Consider the following 23,524-nt stretch of genomic DNA (forward strand, 5'->3'; position numbering starts at 1 on the left):
TTTAGAGAAAAAGACGATATTTGATCATCTTAGTCGTTATTTGGCCTAGCTGTGGCTCTGATAACTACTGGTGTATTTTTTCTTAGGACGAAGTACGACTTCTCGTTGCTCTAAATGCGGATCTTTATGAGAGTTGATCTGTAAATAGTTATTGATATTAATTGAACTGACTACATCAGTTTGAATTTTTTCTACAGCCGTTAATTGGTGAGTATGATCGATATACTCAATCATATGTTGAGTCGTTAACGGAGGCTGTGTGGCGGTCGTTGGTATCGATGCTAATGCTGAAAATGAATGCAGTGCTAGCGATAATGCTAGTGTTATTATTAATCGTTTCATGAAAAACCTCATGTTATTCAGAGAAGATATTTAAACCTATCGCTCCTGAATTGAGGGTGAGTTACTGATTCATTTGTTATTCATGGCTTCAACATAACGGTTAGCGTGATTTCAGTATAGAATGAGCGTTCTGTGATTTTTTAAAGTGAAGTTGTTATGACAGAATTAGCGCAAGAAATCAGCTTTATGCAGCGAGCATTAGCATTATCACATCAAGCATTACCCGCTTGTCGTCCCAATCCACCTGTTGGGTGTGTGTTAGTGCGAGATGGGAAAATTGTGAGTGAAGGTTTTACGCAAGCTCCAGGATGTCATCATGCTGAAGCGATGGCATTAGCAAATTATGCATTGCCACTTAATGATGTTACCGCTTATGTTACTTTGGAGCCTTGCTCGTTTGTTGGTCGTACACCATCTTGTGCACATACTTTGGTTGATAAAGGGATAAAGCGAGTGGTAGTTGCTACCCTTGATCCTGATCCACGAAATAGTGGTAAAGGTATTGATGTGTTAAAACAGGCAGGAATTGACGTAAGTGTTGGTTTATGTGAACAAGAGGTTTTTGACTTTATATCGCCGTATTTATTGAATAAGTAAAATATAAAATTATATTTTTACAAAAACAAACAAAAGCCGATTTAAATGGATAATATAATTATTACCACTATTAAATCGGCTTTTACAGTATCACTAATAAAACTTAATTTTAAATAATTAATTATTTAGTTGAAGTTTTGTGATGCTCACGAGATGATTCTTTATGATCATGCTCTTTGGTTTTGTGATGACGATGTTCATCATGTTCATGACGGTCGCCATGAGTTTGTTCTGGGTGTTTATGGCCTTTAGGATCGCCACCATGTTGAGTATGTGGATGACTTTTTTCATGGTCACGTACTTCATGGTGGTCACGGTCATGTTTGTGTTCTACTTCTTCACCGTAACGACGTTCCATCTTCACATGTTCAGCTTCAGCAGTATGTTGATGACCTTTTTGAGAACCTTGATGTTCTTGACTATTATGATGACTCATATTCTTAATCCTTCAATAAACAGCGTTAATAATAAGTTTGTGTCTGTCTATGGGATTTAATTTACGCTTATTTTAAATTTGGACAATATACTTTTTTCTAATCAAATATTCTATTTTTGATAATTGATGAATAATAAAAATAGGTATAAAGAATCAAAAAACATCATGCGGAAAATTAATTAAAGATAATTATTAACCTTTATATTAGTCTGTAAAAATGGAAACATAGCTATTAATAATAACAATGTATTTAAAGAGGAATAAAGCGGTTATTTGTTTTTTTGACAGAATAAGTATTAATTAATAGTTATTTATTATGGTTAATAGATTCGAGTATTGAATAATATATCTATACCATGAATACAGTGAACTAAATGTTAAATAATAACCATTAAAATGAGCGCTAAAAGTAATCGTAATTATCATGACCAATAGCATGAAAATATAGTAATAAAGTAACAATATTCATATAAATTATGTGTTCAAAGTAGATCTAAGCTGATTTATAGCGTTTTTTATTGTGTATTAAGCAGTATTTTTCTTCTAGTGAAGTGAAATAAACGCTAAAAAATAGTTGTAACGTATTTTGTAAGGGCTAACACTCGCTCAATGACGAGAAAATAGTGCATTATTAAAGAGTATTGTGGTGTCATTTTAATGAAACAACACTCATTCAGTATATAGTTGTAGGTATAAACCATAAAAAATGGCCTAACCTTCGTTAGACCATTTTTAGATTCGTTATTTAAGAACAACAAATACGGTTCTTTTTAACGATTAACTTATGCTAGTAGCTCTTTAGCATTGTTAACGATGTTTTCAACAGTAAAGCCGAACATTTTGAATAGCTCTTCAGCAGGTGCTGATTCGCCAAATGTTGTCATACCGATGATGCGACCGTTAAGGCCTACATACTTGTACCAGTAATCAGCAATACCTGCTTCGATAGCGATACGTGCTGTAACATCTGATGGTAGAACGCTTTCACGGTAAGTGGCGTCTTGCTTATCAAACAAATCAGTAGCAGGCATAGAAACTAGACGTACTTGACGACCAGCAGCTGTTAGCTCTGCGTATGCTTCTGCTGCGATACCTACTTCAGAACCTGTCGCGATCAAGATTAGCTCTGGCTTACCAGCACAATCTTTAAGGATGTAGCCACCCTTAACGATGTTAGCAACTTGCTCTGCAGTACGATCTTGTTGAGTTAGGTTTTGACGAGAGAAGATTAAAGATGTTGGGCCATCTTTACGCTCAATCGCGTATTTCCAAGAAACAGCAGATTCAACTTGGTCACATGGACGCCATGTGCTCATGTTTGGTGTTAGACGTAGTGATGATACTTGCTCAACAGGTTGGTGAGTTGGACCATCTTCGCCTAGGCCGATTGAATCGTGTGTGTACACTTGAATGTTCTGAACTTTCATCAGAGCAGCCATGCGTAGTGCGTTACGTGCGTATTCCATGAACATTAGGAATGTTGCGCCGTAAGGAACGAAACCACCGTGTAGTGCCATACCGTTGATGATTGCAGTCATACCAAATTCACGAACACCGTAGTGAATGTAGTTACCTGAAGCATCTGTTGGTGTGATTGACTTAGAACCAGACCACATAGTTAGGTTTGAAGGCGCTAGGTCAGCAGAACCGCCCATGAATTCTGGTAATAGTTTACCAAATGCTTCAAGTGCGTTTTGAGAGGCTTTACGTGATGCAATATCAGCTGGGTTTGCTTGTAGATCAGCAATAACTTTGCTTGTTTCAGCTTCCCAGTTAGCCGGTAGACCACCGTTCATGCGACGAGTAAACTCAGACGCTAGTTCAGGGAATGCTGCTGTGTATGCTGCAAACTTCTCGTTCCAAGATGCTTGCTTCGCTTTACCTGCTTCTTTTGCATCCCACTCAGCATAGATGTCTGCTGGGATTTCAAATGGACCGTGGTTCCAGCCAAGGAATTCACGTGCTGCTTTGATTTCTTCAGCGCCTAGTGGAGCACCGTGACAGTCGTGAGAACCTGCCTTGTTTGGTGAACCAAAACCGATGATTGTTTTACAACAGATCAACGTAGGCTTAGTCGTTTCAGCTTTCGCTTCTTCAATAGCGGCATTGATTGCTGCAGCATCGTGGCCATCAACGCTACGAATTACGTGCCAGCCGTAAGCTTCAAAACGCATAGCTGTATCGTCTGCGAACCAACCTTCTACTTCGCCATCGATAGAAATACCGTTGTCATCCCAGAAAGCAACTAGCTTACCAAGACCTAGCGTACCCGCTAGAGAACATGCTTCGTGAGAGATACCTTCCATCATACAACCGTCGCCCATGAAAGCGTAAGTGTTGTGGTTTACGATATCATGACCTTCACGGTTGAATTGTGCAGCCATTGCTTTTTCAGCAAGCGCCATACCAACAGCGTTAGTAATACCTTGGCCTAGAGGACCTGTGGTTGTTTCAACACCTGGTGCGTAACCGTATTCTGGGTGACCCGGTGTTTTTGAATGCAGTTGACGGAAGTTTTTAAGATCGTCAATTGATAGGTCATAACCTGTTAGGTGAAGTAGAGAGTAAATAAGCATAGAGCCGTGGCCGTTTGATAATACAAAACGGTCGCGATCAGCCCATTTAGGGTCTTGTGGGTTATGGTCCATATGACCACGCCAAAGAACTTCTGCGATATCAGCCATACCCATAGGTGCGCCTGGGTGACCTGAATTTGCTTGTTGTACACCGTCCATGCTTAGGGCACGAATAGCGTTAGCTAACATTTTATGTTCCATAGTGTTTCCACCAAAATATTAAGTAAATTTAAATTAAGAAAGCGGCTCTAGGAGCCGCTTTTTGAAATAGTGCTTAACGATTAAAGACGATCTGCGATCATTGTCTCTAGTTTGCCTTGGTCTACTGCGAAGTTACGAATACCTTCAGCTAGTTTCTCAACAGCCATTGCTTCTTGGTTGTGATCCCATAGGAATTCAGCGTGAGTCATTGCTACTGGACGATCTTTTAGTTCAGTTGCAGCAACAAGCTTAGGCTCTACAACACCAGTTGCATCTTCAAGCTCTTGAAGTAATTGTGGGCTGATAGTTAGACGGTCACAACCTGCTAGTTCAAGAATTTCTTCGATGTTACGGAAGCTTGCGCCCATAACAACAGTATTATAACCGTGTTCTTTGTAGTAGTTGTAGATCTTAGTTACAGAGATAACACCTGGATCTTCTTGTGCTTCAAAGCTACGACCTTCTTTCGCTTTGTACCAATCCATAATACGACCAACGAATGGTGAAATTAGGAATACGCCAGCTTCAGCACATGCACGTGCTTGAGCGAAAGAGAATAGTAGTGTTAGGTTACAGTTGATGCCTTCTTTTTCAAGAATCTCAGCCGCACGAATACCTTCCCAAGTAGACGCTAGTTTAATCAAAATACGATCGTTGCTGATGCCAGCATCGTTGTAAAGTTTGATTAGGTGACGTGCTTTAATTACGCTGCCTTCAGTATCGAAAGAAAGACGTGCGTCAACTTCAGTTGAGATACGACCTGGAACAACGTTTAGGATTTCTTTACCAATGTTTACTGCAAGCATGTCGCAAGTATCTTGGATTTGCTGTGCTTTATCATTGCTTTGTGCTTTTGCATAAGCAATAGATTGGTCAATTAAAGGAGCGTACTCAGCAATTTGTGCCGCTTTTAAGATCAATGATGGATTTGTTGTCGCATCTTCAGGCTGGTATTTGCTGATATCTTTGATATCACCAGTGTCAGCAACAACAGTAGTTAGTGCGCGTAGTTGTTCTAATTTTGTGCTCATATCTATCGACCTTATGTATAGGGCTTATGTCATGATGGCATTAGTTATAGCCTTAAATGGCACCATGTTCAAAAGAATTAATACTTACTCTAAGCACATTAATGATAACCATTAACTCACTGCGTGAGCATATGGAATGCACTAGAGCATTTGATGGATTGATAATTGTCTTTTTTGGTTTTTTTGTCAATTCAAAATGGGAATAAATCATATTCAGATCGCAATAAAAGCGGTTTCAAAATCTATTTAGTCTTTTGCTATAAAAGAAATGTATTTTTTTGCTTTTTATTGGTTGAACATTTGATCTGATAATTGAGCATTTGTACTGGTTACTAATGGCGAAAAGTTAATACATCATTAAATAACATCATCTAAATGTTAAATGATATCAATCAAAATAAGTGGATGGGCATATGTAAAGTCCTTCATTGTGATTCCTTGTAGCGAGTGCCAAGAGGTGTGGAGACAGATTTCATGTCTTTAAAGTGCTCAGTATTGTTGGTACTGCGCAGTCCTTGTTTTAGAACTGTTCTAATGGCGACATAAGTATCGGTTATAGTGTTTATAAGTGGAAAGTCAGCGTTAACGAACTAAAATGAATTACATTCGGTCATTCATTCAATTGCGTGGTAATGCTATGAAGAAAATAACCCTTTTGTCAGTCGCGATTTTATCAAGCTTTTCTTTTTCATCTTTTGCTAAAGATTGTGATCCTGCGTTGCTCCCTTCTTGGAAAGATAGTGAGAGTAAATCCGCTATTGTAGACTTTGTGGAGCAAGCCACTAAAGCCAAATCCAAGACTTTCGTCGCGGTTGAGGATCGTATCGCTGTGTTTGATAACGATGGCACGCTGTGGTCGGAAAAGCCTTATTACTTTCAATTTGCCTTTGCATTAGATCGTATAAAAGCGATGGGACCTGATCACCCTGAGTGGAAAACTCAAGCACCATTTAAGTTTGTACTTGAAGGTAATATTGAGAGTGTTCTTGGTAGTGGAGAAGAAGGGTTATTAAAAATTATTATGGCGACCCATTCTGGTATGACGGTTGAGCAATATCAACAAGAAGTTAAACAATGGTTGAAGGTCGCAAAAGATAAACGCTTTAATGAAGCGTATACCGCTCTTACTTATCAACCAATGAAAGAGATGCTGACTTATCTTCAGCTGCATGACTTTAAGACTTACATTGTGTCGGGAGGCGGCGTTGATTTTATGAGGGCGTGGGCTCCACAAGTCTACAACGTCCCTTCAGAGCAGATCATTGGTAGCGCGCTTAAATATAACTACAACTATAATGATGGTAAACCGACTGTCACTAAAGATGCGTCTATTTTAACTATTGATGATAAAGCCGGAAAGGTCACTAATATTCAACATATTATAGGTAAGAAGCCTATTTTAGCGGTGGGAAATTCAGATGGTGATCAAGCTATGATGCAATGGGCAACAAGCCACCCCAATTCAATGGCAATGATTGTGCACCATACTGATGCCGAACGTGAATGGAAATACGATCGTAAATCCCATGTTGGTAAACTCGATAAAGCATTAGATGAAGCTAACTCTAGAGCCGACTGGACATTGATTGACATGAAGTCTGATTGGTGTGAAGTTTATTAACGCGACTTAATTTAGATTGTTAGTCAAAACAACCAAGGCTCGAATTTTTAGTTCGAGCTTTTTTTCGAAAAAATGGAGTTTACTTTAGGCGATTTTTACCATCGCCTTGACGTTATTTAGTGTTTCTTTCAAATATACAACAGCTATGCTACTGCAATAGTTGTTCAAGCGTCATTGGTGAAGACATTAACCCCAGTGTCTGCGCTGGCGTAATTCCAGCTTTATTTTGATGGCAAAGGTTATGCCAAGCACGATAAATATCTAATAAAGGTAATAAACTGGCAGGGCGAAGTTTTCGTCGTGGCTCATTAACCATATGGTTAAACTGATTATAAAAACGCTGTTGGTAAGCTGTTGCAGCACGATGGGTGGCAATCGTTAACCAATGTTGTTGATCTTTTTTATTACCACCAAGATGACAGATGCCTTTATTGCCATTGCCGCTTTTATTACGACTAAACGCCCACCTATCCCGCCACCATCCCATTAATACGATATCAATTTTTTCAGCGTGTTGTCCGTGTTGCCATTGCGGATCTTCAACCACGTAAAGTGGGTCAATGGTATGGTTATTTATTCGGTCAATAAAAACTGACAAACATGCTGAACGTAGTAACGTTTCTTGCGGCATAAATACCGCTAATGTCGGCGTATTTTGATTAATCAACTCATGTAAGTATAAGAAGTGACTATACACCGTATATTGAGGACGAATGAGGCAACCCTTGGTTGGATAATTGATACTGACTTGACCACTGAGTGGGTTTTCCATGTTTTTACGGGCTAAAATTTGGCGATAAGTCGTATCAATATGGGCCAATAACCCTTGTGATAATTGCGGCACACTTAAAGGGTAATGATGGTTATGAGGGGTAATAAACCGAGTTCCATTATAATAGGCGTCATGATGAGTGACCGAGGAGGGTGCTGGCTGGGTTTGGTAATTGACATGTTGGCTCATCACGTAGCCAGAATTAACCTCTGCTGTTGCTATCCATAATACGCCGTTATTACTGTGAGGTTGTAAAGGCGTAAGATCTGTCGCAAGTTGACGCGCTTGTGATTGTTTTCCTAGACGAGCATCAAAAATGGTTAATTGGTGACGGCAACGTGCCGCAATATTATTGAGTTGGTCATAAAATGTTTTTGGATTCATTGTCAGACGTCGACAAATCTCTCGCACGGTATAGCCCGTAAATAAATACGCTAATAATTTTTGTTGCAACTGATGTTTATTATTACTACTTGACCAAGGATCGACAAAAGTATGTTGGCAGGCTCGACAGCGATAACGCTGACGTTCACCACTAAATCCAAAAGCATGATAATGCTGACGATAGGTAAGAACAGGCAGCCCGTGATGAGGACAATGTTGATTGGCACAAGCCGCTAAACCACTATTTTGTTCTAGTTTTAAGCGTTGTTTTTCTGCGACCACATCATGGTTATTGATGACAGGCGGAAACGCACCACATTCACGACAGATAAGCACTGGCCGTTGAGGATTATTATTTTGTAGAACATATAAATTAGGATCGGTTCGACTAAAATTAGCGCAGGCGACGGTTTTACAATAATTGAATTGAATATTATCGCAAGCTGGTGGCAACTGATCTAGAGTGGTGGATGGTGAAGATGAAGTCATAGATCATTGCCTGGTTACGATTTAAGAATGCGTGATTATACCTAAGTAAAATAATGATATAGAGATATTGTTAACATTATCAATTTATTAGATGAATTAAATATTAGCAGGTATAAAAAAATGGAAAACATATTCAAATATACGTTTTCCACTTTAGATCGAATATCTATTATAAACGGCCTATGACCGCGATAAAAGATTATAGATTAATAGCTGTTTCTAGCGCTACGTTCATCATTTCATTAAATGAATGTTGGCGAGCTTCTGCACTTAATTTCTCACCACGTTTGATGTGATCAGAAACAGTTAGAATAGTCAGTGCTTTAGCACCAAGCTCTGCCGCAACACCATAGATACCTGCAGCTTCCATGTCTACACCTAGGATGCCTAGCTTTTCCATCTTGTCGAATAGGCCAACTTCTGGGCTGTAGAATAGATCCGCTGAGAATACGTTACCGACACGAACAGCCACATTTTGTGCACGTGCTTGGTTTACTGCTGTTTCCAATAAATGGTAGTCAGCAATAGCGGCGAAATCGTGATTAGCAAAACGAATGCGGTTAACTTTAGAGTCAGTTGATGCACCCATTGCAATGATAACGTCCATTAACTTAACGTCATCATGAACAGCGCCACAACTACCAATACGGATGATGTTTTTAACACCAAAATCTCTGATCAGTTCATGTACGTAAATCGAGCATGATGGAATACCCATACCGTGACCCATTACTGATACAGGTTGGCCCTTATAAGTACCAGTGAAACCGTACATGCCACGTACGTCACATACACGTTTTACGTCTTCTAGGTAAGTTTCTGCAATAAACTGTGCGCGTAGTGGATCACCAGGCATTAAAATTGTTTCTGCAAAATCGCCAACTTCGGCATTGATATGTGGAGTAGCCATGAAGAGCTCCTAGGTTTATGAATTATCAGAAGCAACGTTTGTGCTTCAATTTATGGTAGTAGTTTATGGAATTAAATATTCAAATCTTGAGATCTGAGTCACAAAATTAAGGCTGTTTTATTATATTAGTCTTATTGATTACCAAATCTGTTGAAAATGTGAAGGGTATCGTTTTCTTTTTTATGTCTAATTAAGTGTAAAAATATGCGTAATAATATTTAATTATTTAATAAATAAATGTTTTATTTTAGATTGGCGGTTTTTGTTAATTGTAGCTAAAAATTAGTCAGTGATTGAAATGTAATGGATTACATGCGGGGAGTGCTAATAGATAGCTCTTGAACAGCAATAACACCATTAAAAGAATGGCGCTTGAAAAGGGTTCTTCTTGATCCTGATCTTGGGTAGAATTAATAAAAAAGGAGGCTGAGAATAATATGTATAATTTAACCCAATTGTCAGATAGTGAAAGAATGCGTATCGAGTTAGATAAGCAAGCGTCTTATGCGGTTTGGAAAGTAAAAAATGGCAAAGTAGGGTATGAAGCTTTTGCTGAATTAACCAATAATATTGAAGATGATGATGAGCGTGATTTTTGCCAGCAAGCTATTACGAAATATAAAACCCTTATGGGTGTGAATTAATTCATGGCATAGTTTTGTTAAACGCTAAGGTTAGAAATGATTATTTATCGAAGCTTTAGCATAATCGTGACTTTTGCTCATAGTATGATATCTGATTAGTTTTTGCGGTGTAGTACTATTAGTGTACTAATATCAGCTTAAATGGAGATTGTTATTCTAATTTTGAGCCTTATATATACGAAAATTGATCAAAGGGTGAATGATTGTGAAGACAACTGAATTTTCTGCTATTGATGACGATAATGATACTAATAAACCGGAATTATCATTTTCATTACATGCAGAAAAACGTTCTGGGCATAAAGCGCCACCGGCGAATACCCCTGATTTTAGCCAACCCGCATCACGCTCAAGTGATGATAATATAGCGACTGAAATTATGACAAAGCCTCGTTCTAAGCGTTTAACTGATTGTCCAGCTTGTGAGGGGGCAGTATCTCGTCGTGCTCATTTTTGTCCTCATTGTGGTGAACCCGATCCTTCACGCCATATGCAACGAACACAATGGGTTTCTCGCATTGTATGGACCGTGATCATTGCTACGGCCGTTTGGTATGCTTACACATCTTTAGTGCCACTGATTGTTGATCGCCTAAAAGGGTGATGTAGTCACTAATAGATTGTGAAGCAATTACCCTAATAGTTGAATTATCAATTATTAGGGTTTTTTTATGGCTCTTTATTGTGATTTTTGCATACCACGGGTTTGATTCATGGTGCGAGATCCTGCGGTACCATAGCTATTAATATCATAACGATTAGGAGAATAACCGATACGAGCACGGTAACGACGATCGAGTGGATATAAGTTGATATTATAATTTTCAATGAGTTGTTTAATCACCACATTCATTTCTTTTTGTGGTGTATTTTGTTCTCTCAGGTAGTAATAAAGGTTCTCTGCGCGTTGTTGATTCATTGTGCCCTCCATTAGGAAAGATTTGCTGATAAGCAATTAGGAATACACAGGAAAATAGATTGAATAACAGCAACTTTAAGGCCGTTATGTGACACAAATTATAACCAAAATTGAGTAAATGATAAGCAGATGAAAACTCAAATAACTTTTACTCAATTGTAATAATTAAGTACTAACTCAGTTAATTATTTCGAAATAATAATGTGATTGGAAATGTTGTTGCTTAATGGTGTCTTTTAATTAACAATAAAACAGTGTTCAAATGTGAGGTGTATATGTTAAAACAAAGTATTAAAATACAAATGGTGAGTATTGGGGTTGGTATCTTGATTTTACCATGGCTACCCTTATTGCTTAGTCACTATTCATTTATTGACATAATAAAGGATGTTGTCGGAGGGGTTGCGTTTACATTAGCTTGGGGAATTGGTGTGCCAGCGGGGATGAGTTATGGTATTGCGATTGCTATTTTATTGTTGCCAATGATTACCCTCTATTATGTTATGAAACGAATATTAACCACAATCATGCTTAACGATGCAGCTTGTAAATAAAAAACAAGAAGATCACGAATGATCTTCTTGTTATTAAAATGGCGCTTAATGTCGACTTATTAAGCCAATATTATTTATTACGCACCTTCAAAATGATAAGTCATATCGGTGGTGTATGTCATTTTGGTAAATAAAGTATTGGTTAGTTGTTCAGTTAACGCTAATGCGTCAGCAACCGTTGTTTTCTCAAAATCGTTGATTAACGCTTGTGCTTTTTGAGGCTGGCGTTTGTAAATTTTAAGGTAATTTTTTTCAAGTTCACGCTGTTTTGATGCCGTTTGTACTTCAAATTTATGGTAAGCCGTTTGTACTATTGGAGAGAAGACTTTCCAATTCGTCATCGCAAGAGTTTGTAGTTTGCGGAAAGCCCAGTTAGCAGAAGCACTATCGGCTTTATTCGTACCAATAGTTAATGCATGAGGCACTTCTGTCATACCTTGATAATAAGGTAAGTAAACGCCAAGTGCTGTCATACCGTATGAGATATATGCCACATCACCGATAGCGGTGGGTAAATTTGGACGCACTTGTAATACGTGTGACTCTTGAGTTCGGAATACCGAAATTGGACGGTAAGCTTCTTTAGGGTTTTGGGTTGCGTATGGGTCGTGAGATGTTCCTTGGTAATGATTACGTAGACCTTGTTCAACATCGGCAACACTGAGTTTTTTGGTTGGTTTTAGAAAAACAGGGAAAGTGGTACCTTGCTCGATCTTGGTGGTTAAGCCTTGAGTATACATATGCTGTAATGTCCACACGCGTGGATAGTTATACGTTACATCATTAGGCGTATCTTGCGAGTAAGCTGCGTGGAAATTGAACGGTTTACCTGCTTCTGATTTGTATAATCCATGTTGCTCAGCAAAGCTAACTAATGTTGGTGATGCCATGTAGTTAGGATTATTCGGTAAATAGGTACTTAAACGACCTTGGTTCGCCGACACAAAATATTTATTAGCTGGAATTTTTTCAGCCATCCATTGGTGACCACTGCCACTTTCTAAATACCAAATACCTGTGTTATCAACAAATGCAACGCCAAAACCTTCCGCTGCGCCTTGAGTTTCAATGATTTTACCAAGTAACTCTACGCCTTCTTTTGCAGAGTGAATACGGGGTAAAATCACATTTTCAATGGCATCTTCACCAATCCCTGTTTGAGTCACATATGGATCTGCTTTTAGTGCTTTAGCGCCATTGTAAATCGTTTCGGTTGCTGAAAGACCAACACCTGCAGAGTTAAAGCCAACCTCGCCCATACTCTTGTTATTAGTGTCAAAATCTGACATTGAAGTGTATTGCAATGCGTTTTTAGCAGCTGGGTAACTAAAATTATTCGCATTCCCGTGGAAGTCAGCTTGTTGCATTTTTTCCGCTGGATGTAAAACAAAATGCTTGGCGTTAGTGGCTTGATAATCTTCATTACGAGCAATAATGTAAGAACCATCAGTTGTGGCTTGGTTGCCAACGAGAATGGTTGTACAAGCACTTGCTGGAAACGCGATAACAGCGGTCAATGCTGTGGTTATCGCTGATGCTAAAAAGGGTATTTTTTTCATTTTATTCATTAGTTAAGTGGGTAATTGTTCAGTTATACGGGGAAAAATGTCTTTATTTTGTGAGGAATATCACTTTTAAATATCTCTGGTTGGTATAATTATTTTTCAGTTTTATGCCTAGTCTTTTGTTAAGAATATAAATGTGAGAATATTTATAAGCATCAGTTGTGATGTTATTACTCGGGATTGATCAATTATTCAGGTATTATAAAAATGAAAATTTACATTAAATATCATTGATATAATGTCACTACTATAACAATAAGAGGACAAAGCTAAGCCATGATCAATAAAACACTTATTATTAGTGCGTTTACCTCGCTATTATTATCAACCTCAGTCCAAGCTGCTGAACCTTTTGTTTTACAACCTGTTACTGATAATAATACCGCGACACCGCTAGTTAAATTTGATGATAGCACGCGCTATTTTGTGGGTTTAACGGGGGGTAGTAGTGATATTAGTATGACAGCGGGTACTGTTAATGGTAACAACACAACGCTGATCAATCGCTTTTCAGCGCCTGATGCTGCAGGGTTTATAGGTGTCGATCTTGGTTTCTATACCGCGGGTGGTGCTGGCCGTATTTATTATAGTTGGCAAAAGATGAGCACTCAGTCTGATTTAGATGGCGTTAAAGCTATTGATACGGACGTGACTTTACATCTCTTAAATGCAGACTATCTTTTCCGTGCAGGTAAAGCGATTAATCCATTTATTGGTGCTCATTTAGGCTATATGACCGCGGATCTTAAAGGTCAGAATTATGGTTCACATAGCCAATCTGGGCAGGTTATTGGTATTCAAGCGGGTGTGGCTTGGCGAATTTCAAACCATATTTCAGCTGAAATGGGAATGCGCAATACCGCGACTCAAGGTGAAGATATTAAACCATGGTCTTCTAATAAAGCCGCATCACAAATAAAAAGTGTGCTGACAGGGTATGCATCATTGAATTACCGTTTCTAATATCTGCTTTTTATGCTCTAGTGTGGTTATTTCAATAATATCAGTGTGTTATCGAGATACTGGCGCATTTTATTAACAGGCAAGAAAACTGATGGTTTACTCGCCTGTTTAGCCGCGTATAATGCATCCCCCTAGTAAACGACAACCATTATCAATAAAGGACTTCACCTTGAAGCTATTCGTTAGAGATCTCACTGTAATTGACGCATCTTACTTATGTCCACAACGGGGAATGGTGGGTGAAAGTTGGATTCTTGATGTGGTGATGTCGGGTGAGTTAAATGAAATGAGCATGGTGCTTGATTTCAGCCGCGTAAAAAAACAAATAAAACAACTTGTTGATCAATATGTTGATCACCGATTATTGATCCCTTCAGCTTCAGTCGCTATTCAGACCGCAGCAACGAAAGCAGATTATATGACGGTTGATTTGATCAGTGATCAGCACGCTATTCATCTGCATAGTCCTGAGCAAGCTTTTTGCTTTATTGATACAGATGCAATCACTATTGAAAGTGTGACTGAGTATGTACAGCAATTATTGTTGGGCCATTTACCTAGCAATGTGCAAGGATTAGAAATTACTTTACGTCATGAGAAGATCGATGGTGCGTTTTATCATTACAGCCATGGTTTGAAAAAACATGATGGTAATTGCCAACGCATTGCTCACGGTCACCGCTCACCTGTCGAGTTGGTTGTGAATGGTCAACGCAATGCTGAATTAGAACAGCAATGGGCGCAACGCTGGCATGATATCTATTTAGGGTCACAAGAAGATGTGATCAGTGTTAGTGAATTAACGCTAAGTAGTGCTGTTAATATTAATGATGATACCCATTACGGTTTTCGTTATACCGCGCCGCAAGGGGAATTTGAATTAGCGATTGCTAAATCGGTAACGGAAATTTTAGCCACAGACACTACGGTTGAGTTACTTGCTAGCTACATTGCTGAGAAAATAAAGCCCCAACTGGCGACAACTGATCGTTTGGACGTTTTTGCCTATGAAGGTGTTGGCAAAGGTGCAATGGTAACGTTAGGTTAATCATCACCTTAGTGCTTTGTAATTAATAAAGCGATAAAAATAAGCTCAATATGATATTTGTTTATAAAAATATCAGGTTGGGCTTTTTTGTGGTTAAAATTTCATCAAAAAACTGTTAATAGTGAGAGCCTTAGCACTAAATCTACCTTACATCACTTAATCGTCCGTTATTTGTGCGTAAACTTAATAGTAAGTGTCATAAATGAGAGGGATCGATTATGCCTTTAGCGCCTCTAACCAGTGACAAGCTGTATCGAGTTGCAGCCCTAAATGGATTGAGTGATGCGTGTAAGTCAACCAAACACCTTACACCATTAGATGAAATAGTAGGACAAGAGCGCGCGCAACATGCAGTTGAGTTCGCGATGTCGATAAAAGAAAAAGGTTACAATATTTATGCCATTGGCCGTAATGGGCTAGGTAAACGTACCATGGTGATGCGTTATCTAAATCGACATGAGCCAAATGGTAATAGTAATGCACTGTATGATTGGTGTTATGTATCTAACTTTGGGGATACACGTTGCCCTAAAGTACTAAAACTACCCGCAGGAGAAGGGTGTCGTTTTAAAAAAGACATTGAAAGTTTAATGAAGCGGTTAGTAAAAGCGTTTCCTTTAGCGTTTGACAATGAACTTTATTATTCGCGTGCTGAAAAATTAAAATCAGAATTAGCTTCAAAACAAGAGACCACCTTAAAATCATTAACGAAAAGTGCAGAAGAACGCGGTATTAGTGTTTCAATCACAACCCAAGGTGATTATCAATTAGTGGCGATGAACGGTAAAGAGCCCCATAGCGAAGACAGCTTTGCGGCATTATCGGCTGATGATCAGCTAGCATTTGAAAATACCATTAATGATTTGGAAGTTGAGCTACGCGGAATCGTACGAAAACTAACAGAATGGGAAGAACAATACTCAGATAAGCAGCAGAAGCTGGATGAAAATATTGCTCAAGAAGTTGTGGGTCATTGTATTAAAGATCTGCAATTAAAATATAAAAAAGTCGCCGATGTAAAAGCATATTTAGCTGATATGTATGCCGATATTTTAGAGCATATAGATATTTTTTTAGAAGAAAATGAAGAACAAGTGGCACTCGCTTATGCGTCATTAGATAAAAAAATGCCGCGCCGTTATCAAGTTAACGTCTTGGTACATCAATCTGATACCCGTAAATTTCCAATCGAGGTAGAAGAGAGCCCAAGTTATCATTCTATTTTTGGCTATGTGGAAAACGCCACTTATAAAGGTACTGTCTTTACCGACTTTTCATTAATTCGAGCAGGTAGTCTTCACCGCGCCAATGGCGGCGTGTTAATGATGGATGCGGTGAAAGTGCTTGAACGGCCCTACGTTTGGGATGGTCTTAAACGTGCTTTACGTGCACAAAAGCTAAATTTAAGCTCGCTTGAACGAGAAGTGACGCTATCTGGAACAATTTCATTAGAGCCAGAATCTATTCCACTGAATGTGAAAATTATTCTGTTTGGTGATTATCAAACTTATCAACTATTACAACATTATGATCCTGAGTTTAAAGAACTGTTTCGTGTAACGGCTGATTTTGAAGATGATATGCCGCGTAATGATACCTCAGAAGAGCATTATGCACGTTTTATTGCCAGCATTGTGCATGATAACGATATGCTGCATTGTGATCGTAAAGCCATTGCGCGCATCATTGAATACAGTTCACGCCAAGCCGATGATCAAAACAAGTTATCGCTACATTCGGCAGATATTGCGAATTTATTACGTGAAACAAATTACGTTGCCCGTGCATCTAATGCCACTATGATTCGTAGCAACCATGTTGAACAAGCGATGCTCAATCAAGAATTGCGTGTTAGTCGTTTAAAAGATCATGTGATGCAAAGTTTCGTAACAGGTACTACTTTGTTAGATGTCCACTCACATGCAGTAGGGCAAGTGAATGCGTTATCGGTGATTGCGACCTCTGATTATCAGTTTGGCGCCCCAAGTCGTATTACTGCGACAACGGCTTACGGTAGTGGTGAAGTGTTTGATATTGAGCGGAGTGCTGAATTAGGCGGTAATATCCACTCAAAAGGGGTGATGATTCTCTCGGCGTATTTAGCGTCCGTATTTGGTAAAACCGCGAAGATACCATTAACCACCCATCTGACCTTTGAGCAATCCTATGGTGGTGTTGATGGTGATAGTGCATCCATGGCGGAAGTGTGTGCGATTGTGTCTGCTTTTTCTGGATTACCATTACGGCAAGATATAGCGATCACTGGCTCAATGAATCAATTTGGTGAAGCTCAGCCAATCGGTGGTGTGAATCAGAAAATTGAAGGCTTTTTTGATGTGTGTGGTATCAAAGGGAGAACGCCTGGACAAGGGGTGATTATTCCTGAGTCAAATGTGCATAATTTAATGTTACGTAAAGACATTGTCGAAGCGGTAGAAAAAGGAGAGTTTACTATTTGGGCGATCAATCATGTTTCACAAGCAATTGAAATATTTACGGGTAATGCTGTAGGTGTAGAAGCTGAACATGGTTTTTATCCATCAAATACTGTCTTTGGCTTAGTCCAAAGTAAACTTAATGCCCTGCGTCGATAGTTTGTGATGTGAATGATGATGTGCTGTAAATAATACATATTGAAGCCGACGAGAGAATTGTCGGCTTTTTCTTTTTATAAATGCCAAATAACAGGCATAAAAAATGCCGGCCTTAGCCAGCATTTTTTCATTTATCAAAAAAGATAAATTATAGAGCTACAACGTTTGCAGCTTGAAGACCTTTTTGGCCTTGCTCTACTTCAAAAGACACTTTTTGGCCTTCAGCAAGAGTTTTGAAACCTTCAGAAGCGATAGCACGGAAGTGAACGAATACGTCAGCACCGCCGTTGTCTTGAGTAATGAAACCAAAACCTTTCTCTTCGTTAAACCATTTTACTAGACCAGTTGTTTTGTTAGACATGAGATGTCCCTTATTAGTTGAGATTAATTAACCGCTAAAATGCGATGTGCTACGTGGTTAAATTATTAATGTTACTGCCAATACAAGGGAAACACAGAGATACAAAACGAGAACGTCACTGTAACTTTTAGTTTAACTGTTACTTGGTGTTGCATTTAATAACTCTTAAACAACAGAGCGAGACGGATAATAGCAGCTGTGTTGCTGATGTACACATCTTTTTCCCTTTTTTTTAAAAAACATCATTGGGAAATAGATAAATAATGGCTGTTTGTATGAATTATTGATTTATTTTGTGTGCTAGTTTTTAGAACAAAGCCTAATATGGCACTATGATTTGGAGTATTCATAATCGTTCGTGCTAATGGGATATACAAATAGTATATTAACAAGAGAAATGAACAAAAACAGGGGAAGCAATAATGACTTATGAAACTAAAACAATGGAAGTACCTGTTGCTATCGCTGAAAGAGTGCAAGCACTTATTGATGGGTTTAAAGCAAAAGAAATCTTTAAAGCTGAGCGTAAAGCGGTAGTGAATAACTTTCTTGCGATGGATGGTCTTAGCTGTGAGATGGCTGTTTATAGCTTACCGCAAGCAGAATTGCTTGATACGCTACGTTTTGTCTATGAGTTGTCAGGCACAAACAGCAAATTCATTACAAATATTCTGATTCAATCGCGAGAAAATCCTAAGAAAGTATTATCTGATGCGCAGAGAACCGCGGCTAAAAGCCTATTATTTAATTTGATTAATGATCCATCTGTCGTTTCAGCGATGAAAGAAATCTAATCTTATTTGCAAATAGCCAATAATAAAAAACCTGCATCTACTCTCTATTTTTACAATGAAATAGAGAGCGAATCTGCGGGTTTTTATTTAGCGGTACTCGCTATTACTAAAAACTCACGTTAGTGCTATCAAGTAAGGTTGATGAACAAGCAAGAACATAACCTTGTTCAATATCTGCGGCGGTTAAGGTCATATCACTGCTTGAATTAACGCTGTTTGGTATAACTTTACAACGACATGAGCCACAAACGCCACTGCGACAAGCAACAAGAATTGGCAGTCCTGCATTTTCAAGTGCGGTTGCTAAGTTATCACCATGATTAACCGTTACTGTTTTGCCAAAAGCAGGGACAGTTAAAGTTAATTCGGTTGTAGCTGTTTCTGCTGTTAGTGTGGTTACTTCAGCGACGGGTGCGGCAATAGGTGTAAAGCTTTCTTGAAAAAATTGCGCCATATTAAATTCAAGTTGTTGTAAGTATTGACTTACATCTTCCATAAATCCTTCAGGGCCGCATAAATAAATTGTTCGTTGATGTAAGTTAGGCGTGAGCTGTTTTAGCCATGCTTTATCTAATCGACCTTGGTGAAACTCTGTGTTTGTTTTATCTTTTAAGAGTAACTGTAAATTGAAGTGATGATAATCACGGTCTAATTGAATCAGTTGATCTAAAAAGAGTGTCTGTGGGGCGCTTTTGGCAACATGAATAAAGCAAATATCAATATTCGCATTATGTTCAAGCCAATATTTGGCCATTGAATAGACAGGGGTAATGCCGCAACCTGCACTGATCAATAATACACTTTGGTTTTCTGGCGGGTGATCAACACAGTTAAATTCTCCGGTTGGCTTTAATAATTGTACTTTGTCACCAATGGTTAGTGTGTTAACAAGGTAAGTTGATACTTTACCGCCGTCTACTCGTTTAATCGTGAGCTGTAAGGTTGATTGTTGCGGTGTTGAACTAATGGAATAGGCTCGAAAAAGTAATTCTTCACCAATACGAATGCCTAAACTTACAAATTGTCCTGGTTTAAAATCAATGGATTCAGCACCAACCTGTGGCTGTAATTCGATGGTGACAGTGTCTGGTGTTTGTTGCCATTTATTAATACAAACAAATGTTTCTGGTTGGTGATTTTGCCATTTATCTAACATTATCATGCCTATAAAAAATCGAAATGAATAAATAAAGCCCCTATAATTTATATAAACAACAGGTTATATAAACAACAGGGGCAATAATGTTATACGTCAATACTATACGTGTAAGATTACGCGCCTAAGATAGTTTTAAGATCTGCCTCAGGGGTTGAGATCGGACGCATATCGAATTTTTCAGCAATAATAGCAAGTAGGTTATCGGTTAAAAATGCAGGTGCTGTAGGACCGGTATAAATACCTTTAACACCGAGTGCAAATAAGGTCAGTAGAATCACAATCGCTTTTTGCTCAAACCAAGATAACACTAATGTCAGTGGTAATTCGTTAATACCACAATCGAACTCTTTCGCTAATGCAAGGGCTAACTGAATTGCTGAATAAGCATCATTACATTGGCCTACATCGAGTAAACGTGGAATACCGTTAATGTCGCCAAAGTTATTTTTATTAAAGCGATATTTACCACAAGCTAAAGTTAAGATCAGTGAATCTTGAGGAACTTGTGCTGCAAAATCAGTAAAGTAACTACGTTCTGCTTTATCACCATCACAACCACCAACAAGGAAGAAGTGGCTAATATTGCCTTGTTTAACTTGATCAATAACAGCAGGCGCGGCTGCCATTAGCGCATTACGACCAAAGCCAACCGTGATCATATGTTCGATTTCAGTGTGTTTAAAGCCGTCTAGTGCTAAAGCACAATCAATAACTTGAGTGAAATCATCACCTTCAATATGCGCCACACCAGGCCATGCCACGATACTACGTGTAAAGATACGATCTGCATATTGACCTACATTAGGGTTAATTAGGCAGTTTGATGTCATCACAATGGCGCCAGGGAAATTGGCAAATTCAATCTGTTGGTTCTGCCAAGCACTACCGTAGTTACCCACTAGGTGAGGGTATTTCTTCAGTTCAGGGTAGCTGTGAGCAGGTAACATTTCACCATTGGTGTAAACATTAATATTTTTGCCTTCAGTTTGTTGCAGGATCTTTTCAAGATCGTGTAAGTCATGACCTGAGACTAAAATACATTTACCTTGAATTGGTTTAACGTTTACTTGGCTAGGCTCTGGGTGACCAAAGGTGTTAGTTTCGCCTAAATCAAGCATTTCCATTACTTTGTAGTTCATTAGACCAATTTCCATTGAACACTCAAGTAATGCATTTAGATCCATTGGATCTGTACCTAACCAGCCCATGATGTGGTGGTATTGTGCATAAATAGCATTATCAGTTTGATCTAATACACGCGCATGCTCCATGTAAGCCGCTGCGCCTTTTAGGCCATATAAACACAATAAACGTAAGCCAATCACATCTTCATTGATAGTTTCATAACCGCGGTTAACGGCAACTTGTGGTGCTAACGCTAAGATAGCGTCAATATTATCGGGTAATTCAAATGTAGCCACTGCGGGTAGGGTCGGTAATGGCTGTTGTGTCAGTGTCATTGCTGCTGTTACAGCTTGTGTTAAACGTGCCTTATAACTTGCAGCAAGATTTGTTAGCGCAAGAATACGATCACGATCAAAGTTGACATTGGTTAAGGTCGAAAAGAATGCACGTGGTGCCCAATGGTTAATTTCGTCATCAACAATATCAAACTGTTGTGCAAGATCCGCCCAGTATGATACCCCTTGCAAGGTATAAACTAACACATCCTGTAGATCAGAAATTTCAGCCGTTTTGCCACACATACCTGCGGCGTAAGAACAGCCCTTTTTAATTGGTGTTTCTATTGTCTGTTCACATTGAATACAAAACATGAAAAAGCTCCAGCGTTTGATTATCTAATTATAAATATTATCTAATCGCCATTTAGCATTAACCGTGCCATGTTTTATATTGTTGTTTTAATAGGTTTTATTTTATTTCTCTTTTATTGATGATGTTATAAATACATCGTCATTGTTGTATATATGACAGCAGTGGTTTGATCGCGCTGCTATTTAATACCTAATTTTTTTCCCATTCGATAGAGATTACCGCGATCCATTTGTAAAAATTCAGCTGATTTTGACCAATTTTTGTTTGTTTTTTCAAGCGTGTGTTCAATTAACTGTTTTTGATAATCTTCAACTAATTGTCGCATTGGTTGTGATTGTTCAGGGAAAAAATGGGTTGTGTTTTTAACATCATTGGTTGGTGGTAAATCAAAATATTGATTAGTTATGGTCTTTTGTTCATCTTGTATCGCACGTAATGCAGCACGTGTAAGTGTATGTTCTAATTCACGAATGTTACCTGGCCATGGTTTAGATTCAAGCATGCTCAAGACTTTGGGGTGAATATGTAGGTTTGGAATATTAAATTGGTGACGCACTTTTTCAAGTAAATAACCAGCAAGCACGGGAATATCATCATGGCGCTCACGCAGGGAAGGCACAAAAATAGGGAAGACATTAAGGCGGTGATATAAATCAGCACGAAAGTGACCAAGCTCGACCTCTGTCTCTAATTGACGGTTGGTTGCGGCGATAATGCGTACATTAACGTGTAAATGTTGATCACTGCCAACCCGTTGCAGTTCACCTTGTTGGATCACGCGTAATAATTTTGCTTGTAAAAGTAGTGGTAACTCACCAATTTCATCTAAAAATAGAGTTCCGCCATCAGCTAATTCAAATTTACCTGCACGATGGCTATTTGCGCCGGTGAATGCCCCTTTTACATGACCAAACAGCTCACTTTCAGCTAATCCTTCGGGTAGCGCGGCACAGTTTACATAAATCATTGGCGTATCTGCGCGTGCAGATTGGGCATGAATCTCATGCGCAACCAACTCTTTGCCTGTGCCTGTTTCCCCACTGATCAACACCGCATAATCAGACTTTGCAACGGTGGCAATATTGGTACGTAACCGTTGCATTACAAGGCTAATGCCAACCATTTCACCTTGCTGTGAGCGTGCTTGTTGGATCAATGTATTTGTGAGTGATTTTTGCTTTTTATTTTGATCTTTTAGTGCATTAAATTGGGCGATATTACGTAACGTTGCCGCCGCTAAAGCCGCAAAGGTTTCAATGGCAACGGTTTCAATGTCATCAAATGCGCCAACGGTTAATGAATCTAATGTTAAGACGCCAACCAATTGTCCTTCAACGTATAAGCTACAACCTAAACAATCATGAATATCAATGGTTTGCTGTTCATTTAGCAAAATACCATCAAAAGGATCGGGTAATGGTGAATTGGCATCAAATCGAACCGGTTGTTTACTGGCCATAATGGCTTCTAAACGCGGGTGGGCTTGAGGATAAAACCGACGTCCTAATACCGCTGGGGATAACCCTTTAACGGCAACAGGGGTTAATAAGCCTTGTTTATCCAATATAAATAAGGCGCTGGCATCACAAGGGAAAACTTGATCGATGCCATCAATAAGGTGTTGGTAGTGTTGCTTATTGGCAAGATTTGCACTGAGGTTGAGGGCTATATTAAGCAGTACATTATCAAGTTTTGAATTCATAATAACCTAGTCGACGTCGATGATGTGATAATAACAAATATGATGTCTTTATTACATCATGGTCAGAATAATGATTCTTTATTTTA

General features: G+C 38.7%; 21 protein-coding genes. 9 read left to right on the forward strand and 12 right to left on the reverse strand.

Translation table 11 applies throughout. The annotated features are described in order from the left end of the window. Window positions 1-45: 45 nt before the first annotated feature. Window positions 46-342 (reverse strand): hypothetical protein, encoded by a 297-nt coding sequence (locus VXS03_RS05120; RefSeq protein WP_327762355.1) that lies wholly within the window; start codon window positions 340-342, stop codon window positions 46-48. A 156-nt stretch (window positions 343-498) separates the two neighbouring features. Between VXS03_RS05120 and VXS03_RS05125 the strand changes: the two genes are divergently transcribed. Then, the gene (locus VXS03_RS05125; RefSeq protein WP_327762357.1) at window positions 499-939 is read left to right on the forward strand and encodes a bifunctional diaminohydroxyphosphoribosylaminopyrimidine deaminase/5-amino-6-(5-phosphoribosylamino)uracil reductase RibD; all 441 of its coding nucleotides are present in this window, start codon (window positions 499-501) and stop codon (window positions 937-939) included. Between the two features lie 121 nt (window positions 940-1,060). On the opposite strand, the gene VXS03_RS05130 is transcribed toward VXS03_RS05125, so the two are convergent. The 3 genes from VXS03_RS05130 to tal all read right to left on the reverse strand — a co-directional run bounded on the left by VXS03_RS05130 (window position 1,061) and on the right by tal (window position 5,183). Then, window positions 1,061-1,375 (reverse strand): cation diffusion facilitator family transporter, encoded by a 315-nt coding sequence (locus VXS03_RS05130; protein WP_327762358.1) that lies wholly within the window; start codon window positions 1,373-1,375, stop codon window positions 1,061-1,063. Window positions 1,376-2,157: 782 nt separating this feature from the next. Further along, window positions 2,158-4,152 (reverse strand): transketolase, encoded by a 1,995-nt coding sequence (gene tkt, locus VXS03_RS05135; protein WP_327762359.1) that lies wholly within the window; start codon window positions 4,150-4,152, stop codon window positions 2,158-2,160. A gap of 80 nt (window positions 4,153-4,232) precedes the next feature. Further along, window positions 4,233-5,183 (reverse strand): transaldolase, encoded by a 951-nt coding sequence (gene tal, locus VXS03_RS05140; RefSeq protein ID WP_327762361.1) that lies wholly within the window; start codon window positions 5,181-5,183, stop codon window positions 4,233-4,235. A 637-nt stretch (window positions 5,184-5,820) separates the two neighbouring features. On the opposite strand from tal, the gene VXS03_RS05145 reads away from it, so the two are divergent. After that, on the forward strand, window positions 5,821-6,804 hold the full coding sequence (locus VXS03_RS05145; protein ID WP_327762362.1) for an HAD family hydrolase: 984 nt from the start codon (window positions 5,821-5,823) through the stop codon (window positions 6,802-6,804). A gap of 148 nt (window positions 6,805-6,952) precedes the next feature. Here the strand turns inward: VXS03_RS05145 and VXS03_RS05150 are convergent, their stop codons facing one another. After that, on the reverse strand, window positions 6,953-8,449 hold the full coding sequence (locus tag VXS03_RS05150) for a lactate dehydrogenase (RefSeq protein WP_327762363.1): 1,497 nt from the start codon (window positions 8,447-8,449) through the stop codon (window positions 6,953-6,955). A 199-nt stretch (window positions 8,450-8,648) separates the two neighbouring features. After that, window positions 8,649-9,359 carry a purine-nucleoside phosphorylase gene (deoD, locus tag VXS03_RS05155; protein ID WP_327762365.1) on the reverse strand — a complete coding sequence of 237 codons (711 nt, stop codon included), beginning with the start codon at window positions 9,357-9,359 and terminating at the stop codon, window positions 8,649-8,651. A 437-nt stretch (window positions 9,360-9,796) separates the two neighbouring features. Between deoD and VXS03_RS05160 the strand changes: the two genes are divergently transcribed. Beyond that, a complete protein-coding gene (locus tag VXS03_RS05160) occupies window positions 9,797-10,003 on the forward strand; it encodes a DUF3283 family protein (RefSeq protein ID WP_080156368.1) in 207 nt (68 codons plus the stop codon). Between the two features lie 205 nt (window positions 10,004-10,208). Further along, entirely contained in the window at window positions 10,209-10,607 is a 399-nt protein-coding gene (locus VXS03_RS05165; RefSeq protein WP_442957418.1) for a hypothetical protein, read from the forward strand. 75 nt (window positions 10,608-10,682) lie between these two features. On the opposite strand, the gene VXS03_RS05170 is transcribed toward VXS03_RS05165, so the two are convergent. Beyond that, window positions 10,683-10,922 (reverse strand): hypothetical protein, encoded by a 240-nt coding sequence (locus VXS03_RS05170; protein WP_327762368.1) that lies wholly within the window; start codon window positions 10,920-10,922, stop codon window positions 10,683-10,685. Window positions 10,923-11,197: 275 nt separating this feature from the next. Between VXS03_RS05170 and VXS03_RS05175 the strand changes: the two genes are divergently transcribed. Next, complete coding sequence (locus tag VXS03_RS05175; RefSeq protein WP_327762370.1) at window positions 11,198-11,476, forward strand: hypothetical protein; 279 nt, start codon at window positions 11,198-11,200, stop codon at window positions 11,474-11,476. 77 nt (window positions 11,477-11,553) lie between these two features. On the opposite strand, the gene VXS03_RS05180 is transcribed toward VXS03_RS05175, so the two are convergent. After that, window positions 11,554-13,035 (reverse strand): C69 family dipeptidase, encoded by a 1,482-nt coding sequence (locus tag VXS03_RS05180; RefSeq protein ID WP_327762372.1) that lies wholly within the window; start codon window positions 13,033-13,035, stop codon window positions 11,554-11,556. Between the two features lie 282 nt (window positions 13,036-13,317). Here VXS03_RS05180 and VXS03_RS05185 point away from each other — a divergent pair, with 282 nt between their 5' ends. The 3 genes from VXS03_RS05185 (at window position 13,318) to VXS03_RS05195 (ending at window position 17,646) form a co-directional block, all read left to right on the forward strand. Continuing rightward, complete coding sequence (locus VXS03_RS05185; protein ID WP_327762374.1) at window positions 13,318-14,004, forward strand: hypothetical protein; 687 nt, start codon at window positions 13,318-13,320, stop codon at window positions 14,002-14,004. A gap of 169 nt (window positions 14,005-14,173) precedes the next feature. Then, window positions 14,174-15,052, forward strand: coding sequence for a 6-carboxytetrahydropterin synthase (locus VXS03_RS05190; protein ID WP_327762375.1), 879 nt, complete (start codon window positions 14,174-14,176; stop codon window positions 15,050-15,052). A gap of 218 nt (window positions 15,053-15,270) precedes the next feature. Continuing rightward, the gene (locus VXS03_RS05195) at window positions 15,271-17,646 is read left to right on the forward strand and encodes a Lon protease family protein (protein WP_327762376.1); all 2,376 of its coding nucleotides are present in this window, start codon (window positions 15,271-15,273) and stop codon (window positions 17,644-17,646) included. A 148-nt stretch (window positions 17,647-17,794) separates the two neighbouring features. Here the strand turns inward: VXS03_RS05195 and cspE are convergent, their stop codons facing one another. Further along, entirely contained in the window at window positions 17,795-18,007 is a 213-nt protein-coding gene (gene cspE / locus VXS03_RS05200) for a transcription antiterminator/RNA stability regulator CspE (protein WP_005372751.1), read from the reverse strand. A gap of 422 nt (window positions 18,008-18,429) precedes the next feature. On the opposite strand from cspE, the gene VXS03_RS05205 reads away from it, so the two are divergent. Continuing rightward, window positions 18,430-18,801, forward strand: coding sequence for a hypothetical protein (locus VXS03_RS05205; protein WP_080156360.1), 372 nt, complete (start codon window positions 18,430-18,432; stop codon window positions 18,799-18,801). Window positions 18,802-18,907: 106 nt separating this feature from the next. Here VXS03_RS05205 and VXS03_RS05210 read toward each other — a convergent pair whose 3' ends face one another. From VXS03_RS05210 to norR, 3 genes are all read right to left on the reverse strand, one after another. Beyond that, the gene (locus VXS03_RS05210) at window positions 18,908-19,957 is read right to left on the reverse strand and encodes a hybrid-cluster NAD(P)-dependent oxidoreductase (protein WP_327762377.1); all 1,050 of its coding nucleotides are present in this window, start codon (window positions 19,955-19,957) and stop codon (window positions 18,908-18,910) included. Window positions 19,958-20,073: 116 nt separating this feature from the next. Next, window positions 20,074-21,735 (reverse strand): hydroxylamine reductase, encoded by a 1,662-nt coding sequence (gene hcp, locus VXS03_RS05215; RefSeq protein WP_327762378.1) that lies wholly within the window; start codon window positions 21,733-21,735, stop codon window positions 20,074-20,076. A 179-nt stretch (window positions 21,736-21,914) separates the two neighbouring features. After that, entirely contained in the window at window positions 21,915-23,438 is a 1,524-nt protein-coding gene (norR, locus tag VXS03_RS05220) for a nitric oxide reductase transcriptional regulator NorR (RefSeq protein ID WP_327762379.1), read from the reverse strand. Window positions 23,439-23,524 lie beyond the last annotated feature (86 nt).

Source organism: Photobacterium sp. S4TG1, assembly GCF_036040035.1.
In the GTDB taxonomy this organism is placed as follows: domain Bacteria; phylum Pseudomonadota; class Gammaproteobacteria; order Enterobacterales; family Vibrionaceae; genus Photobacterium.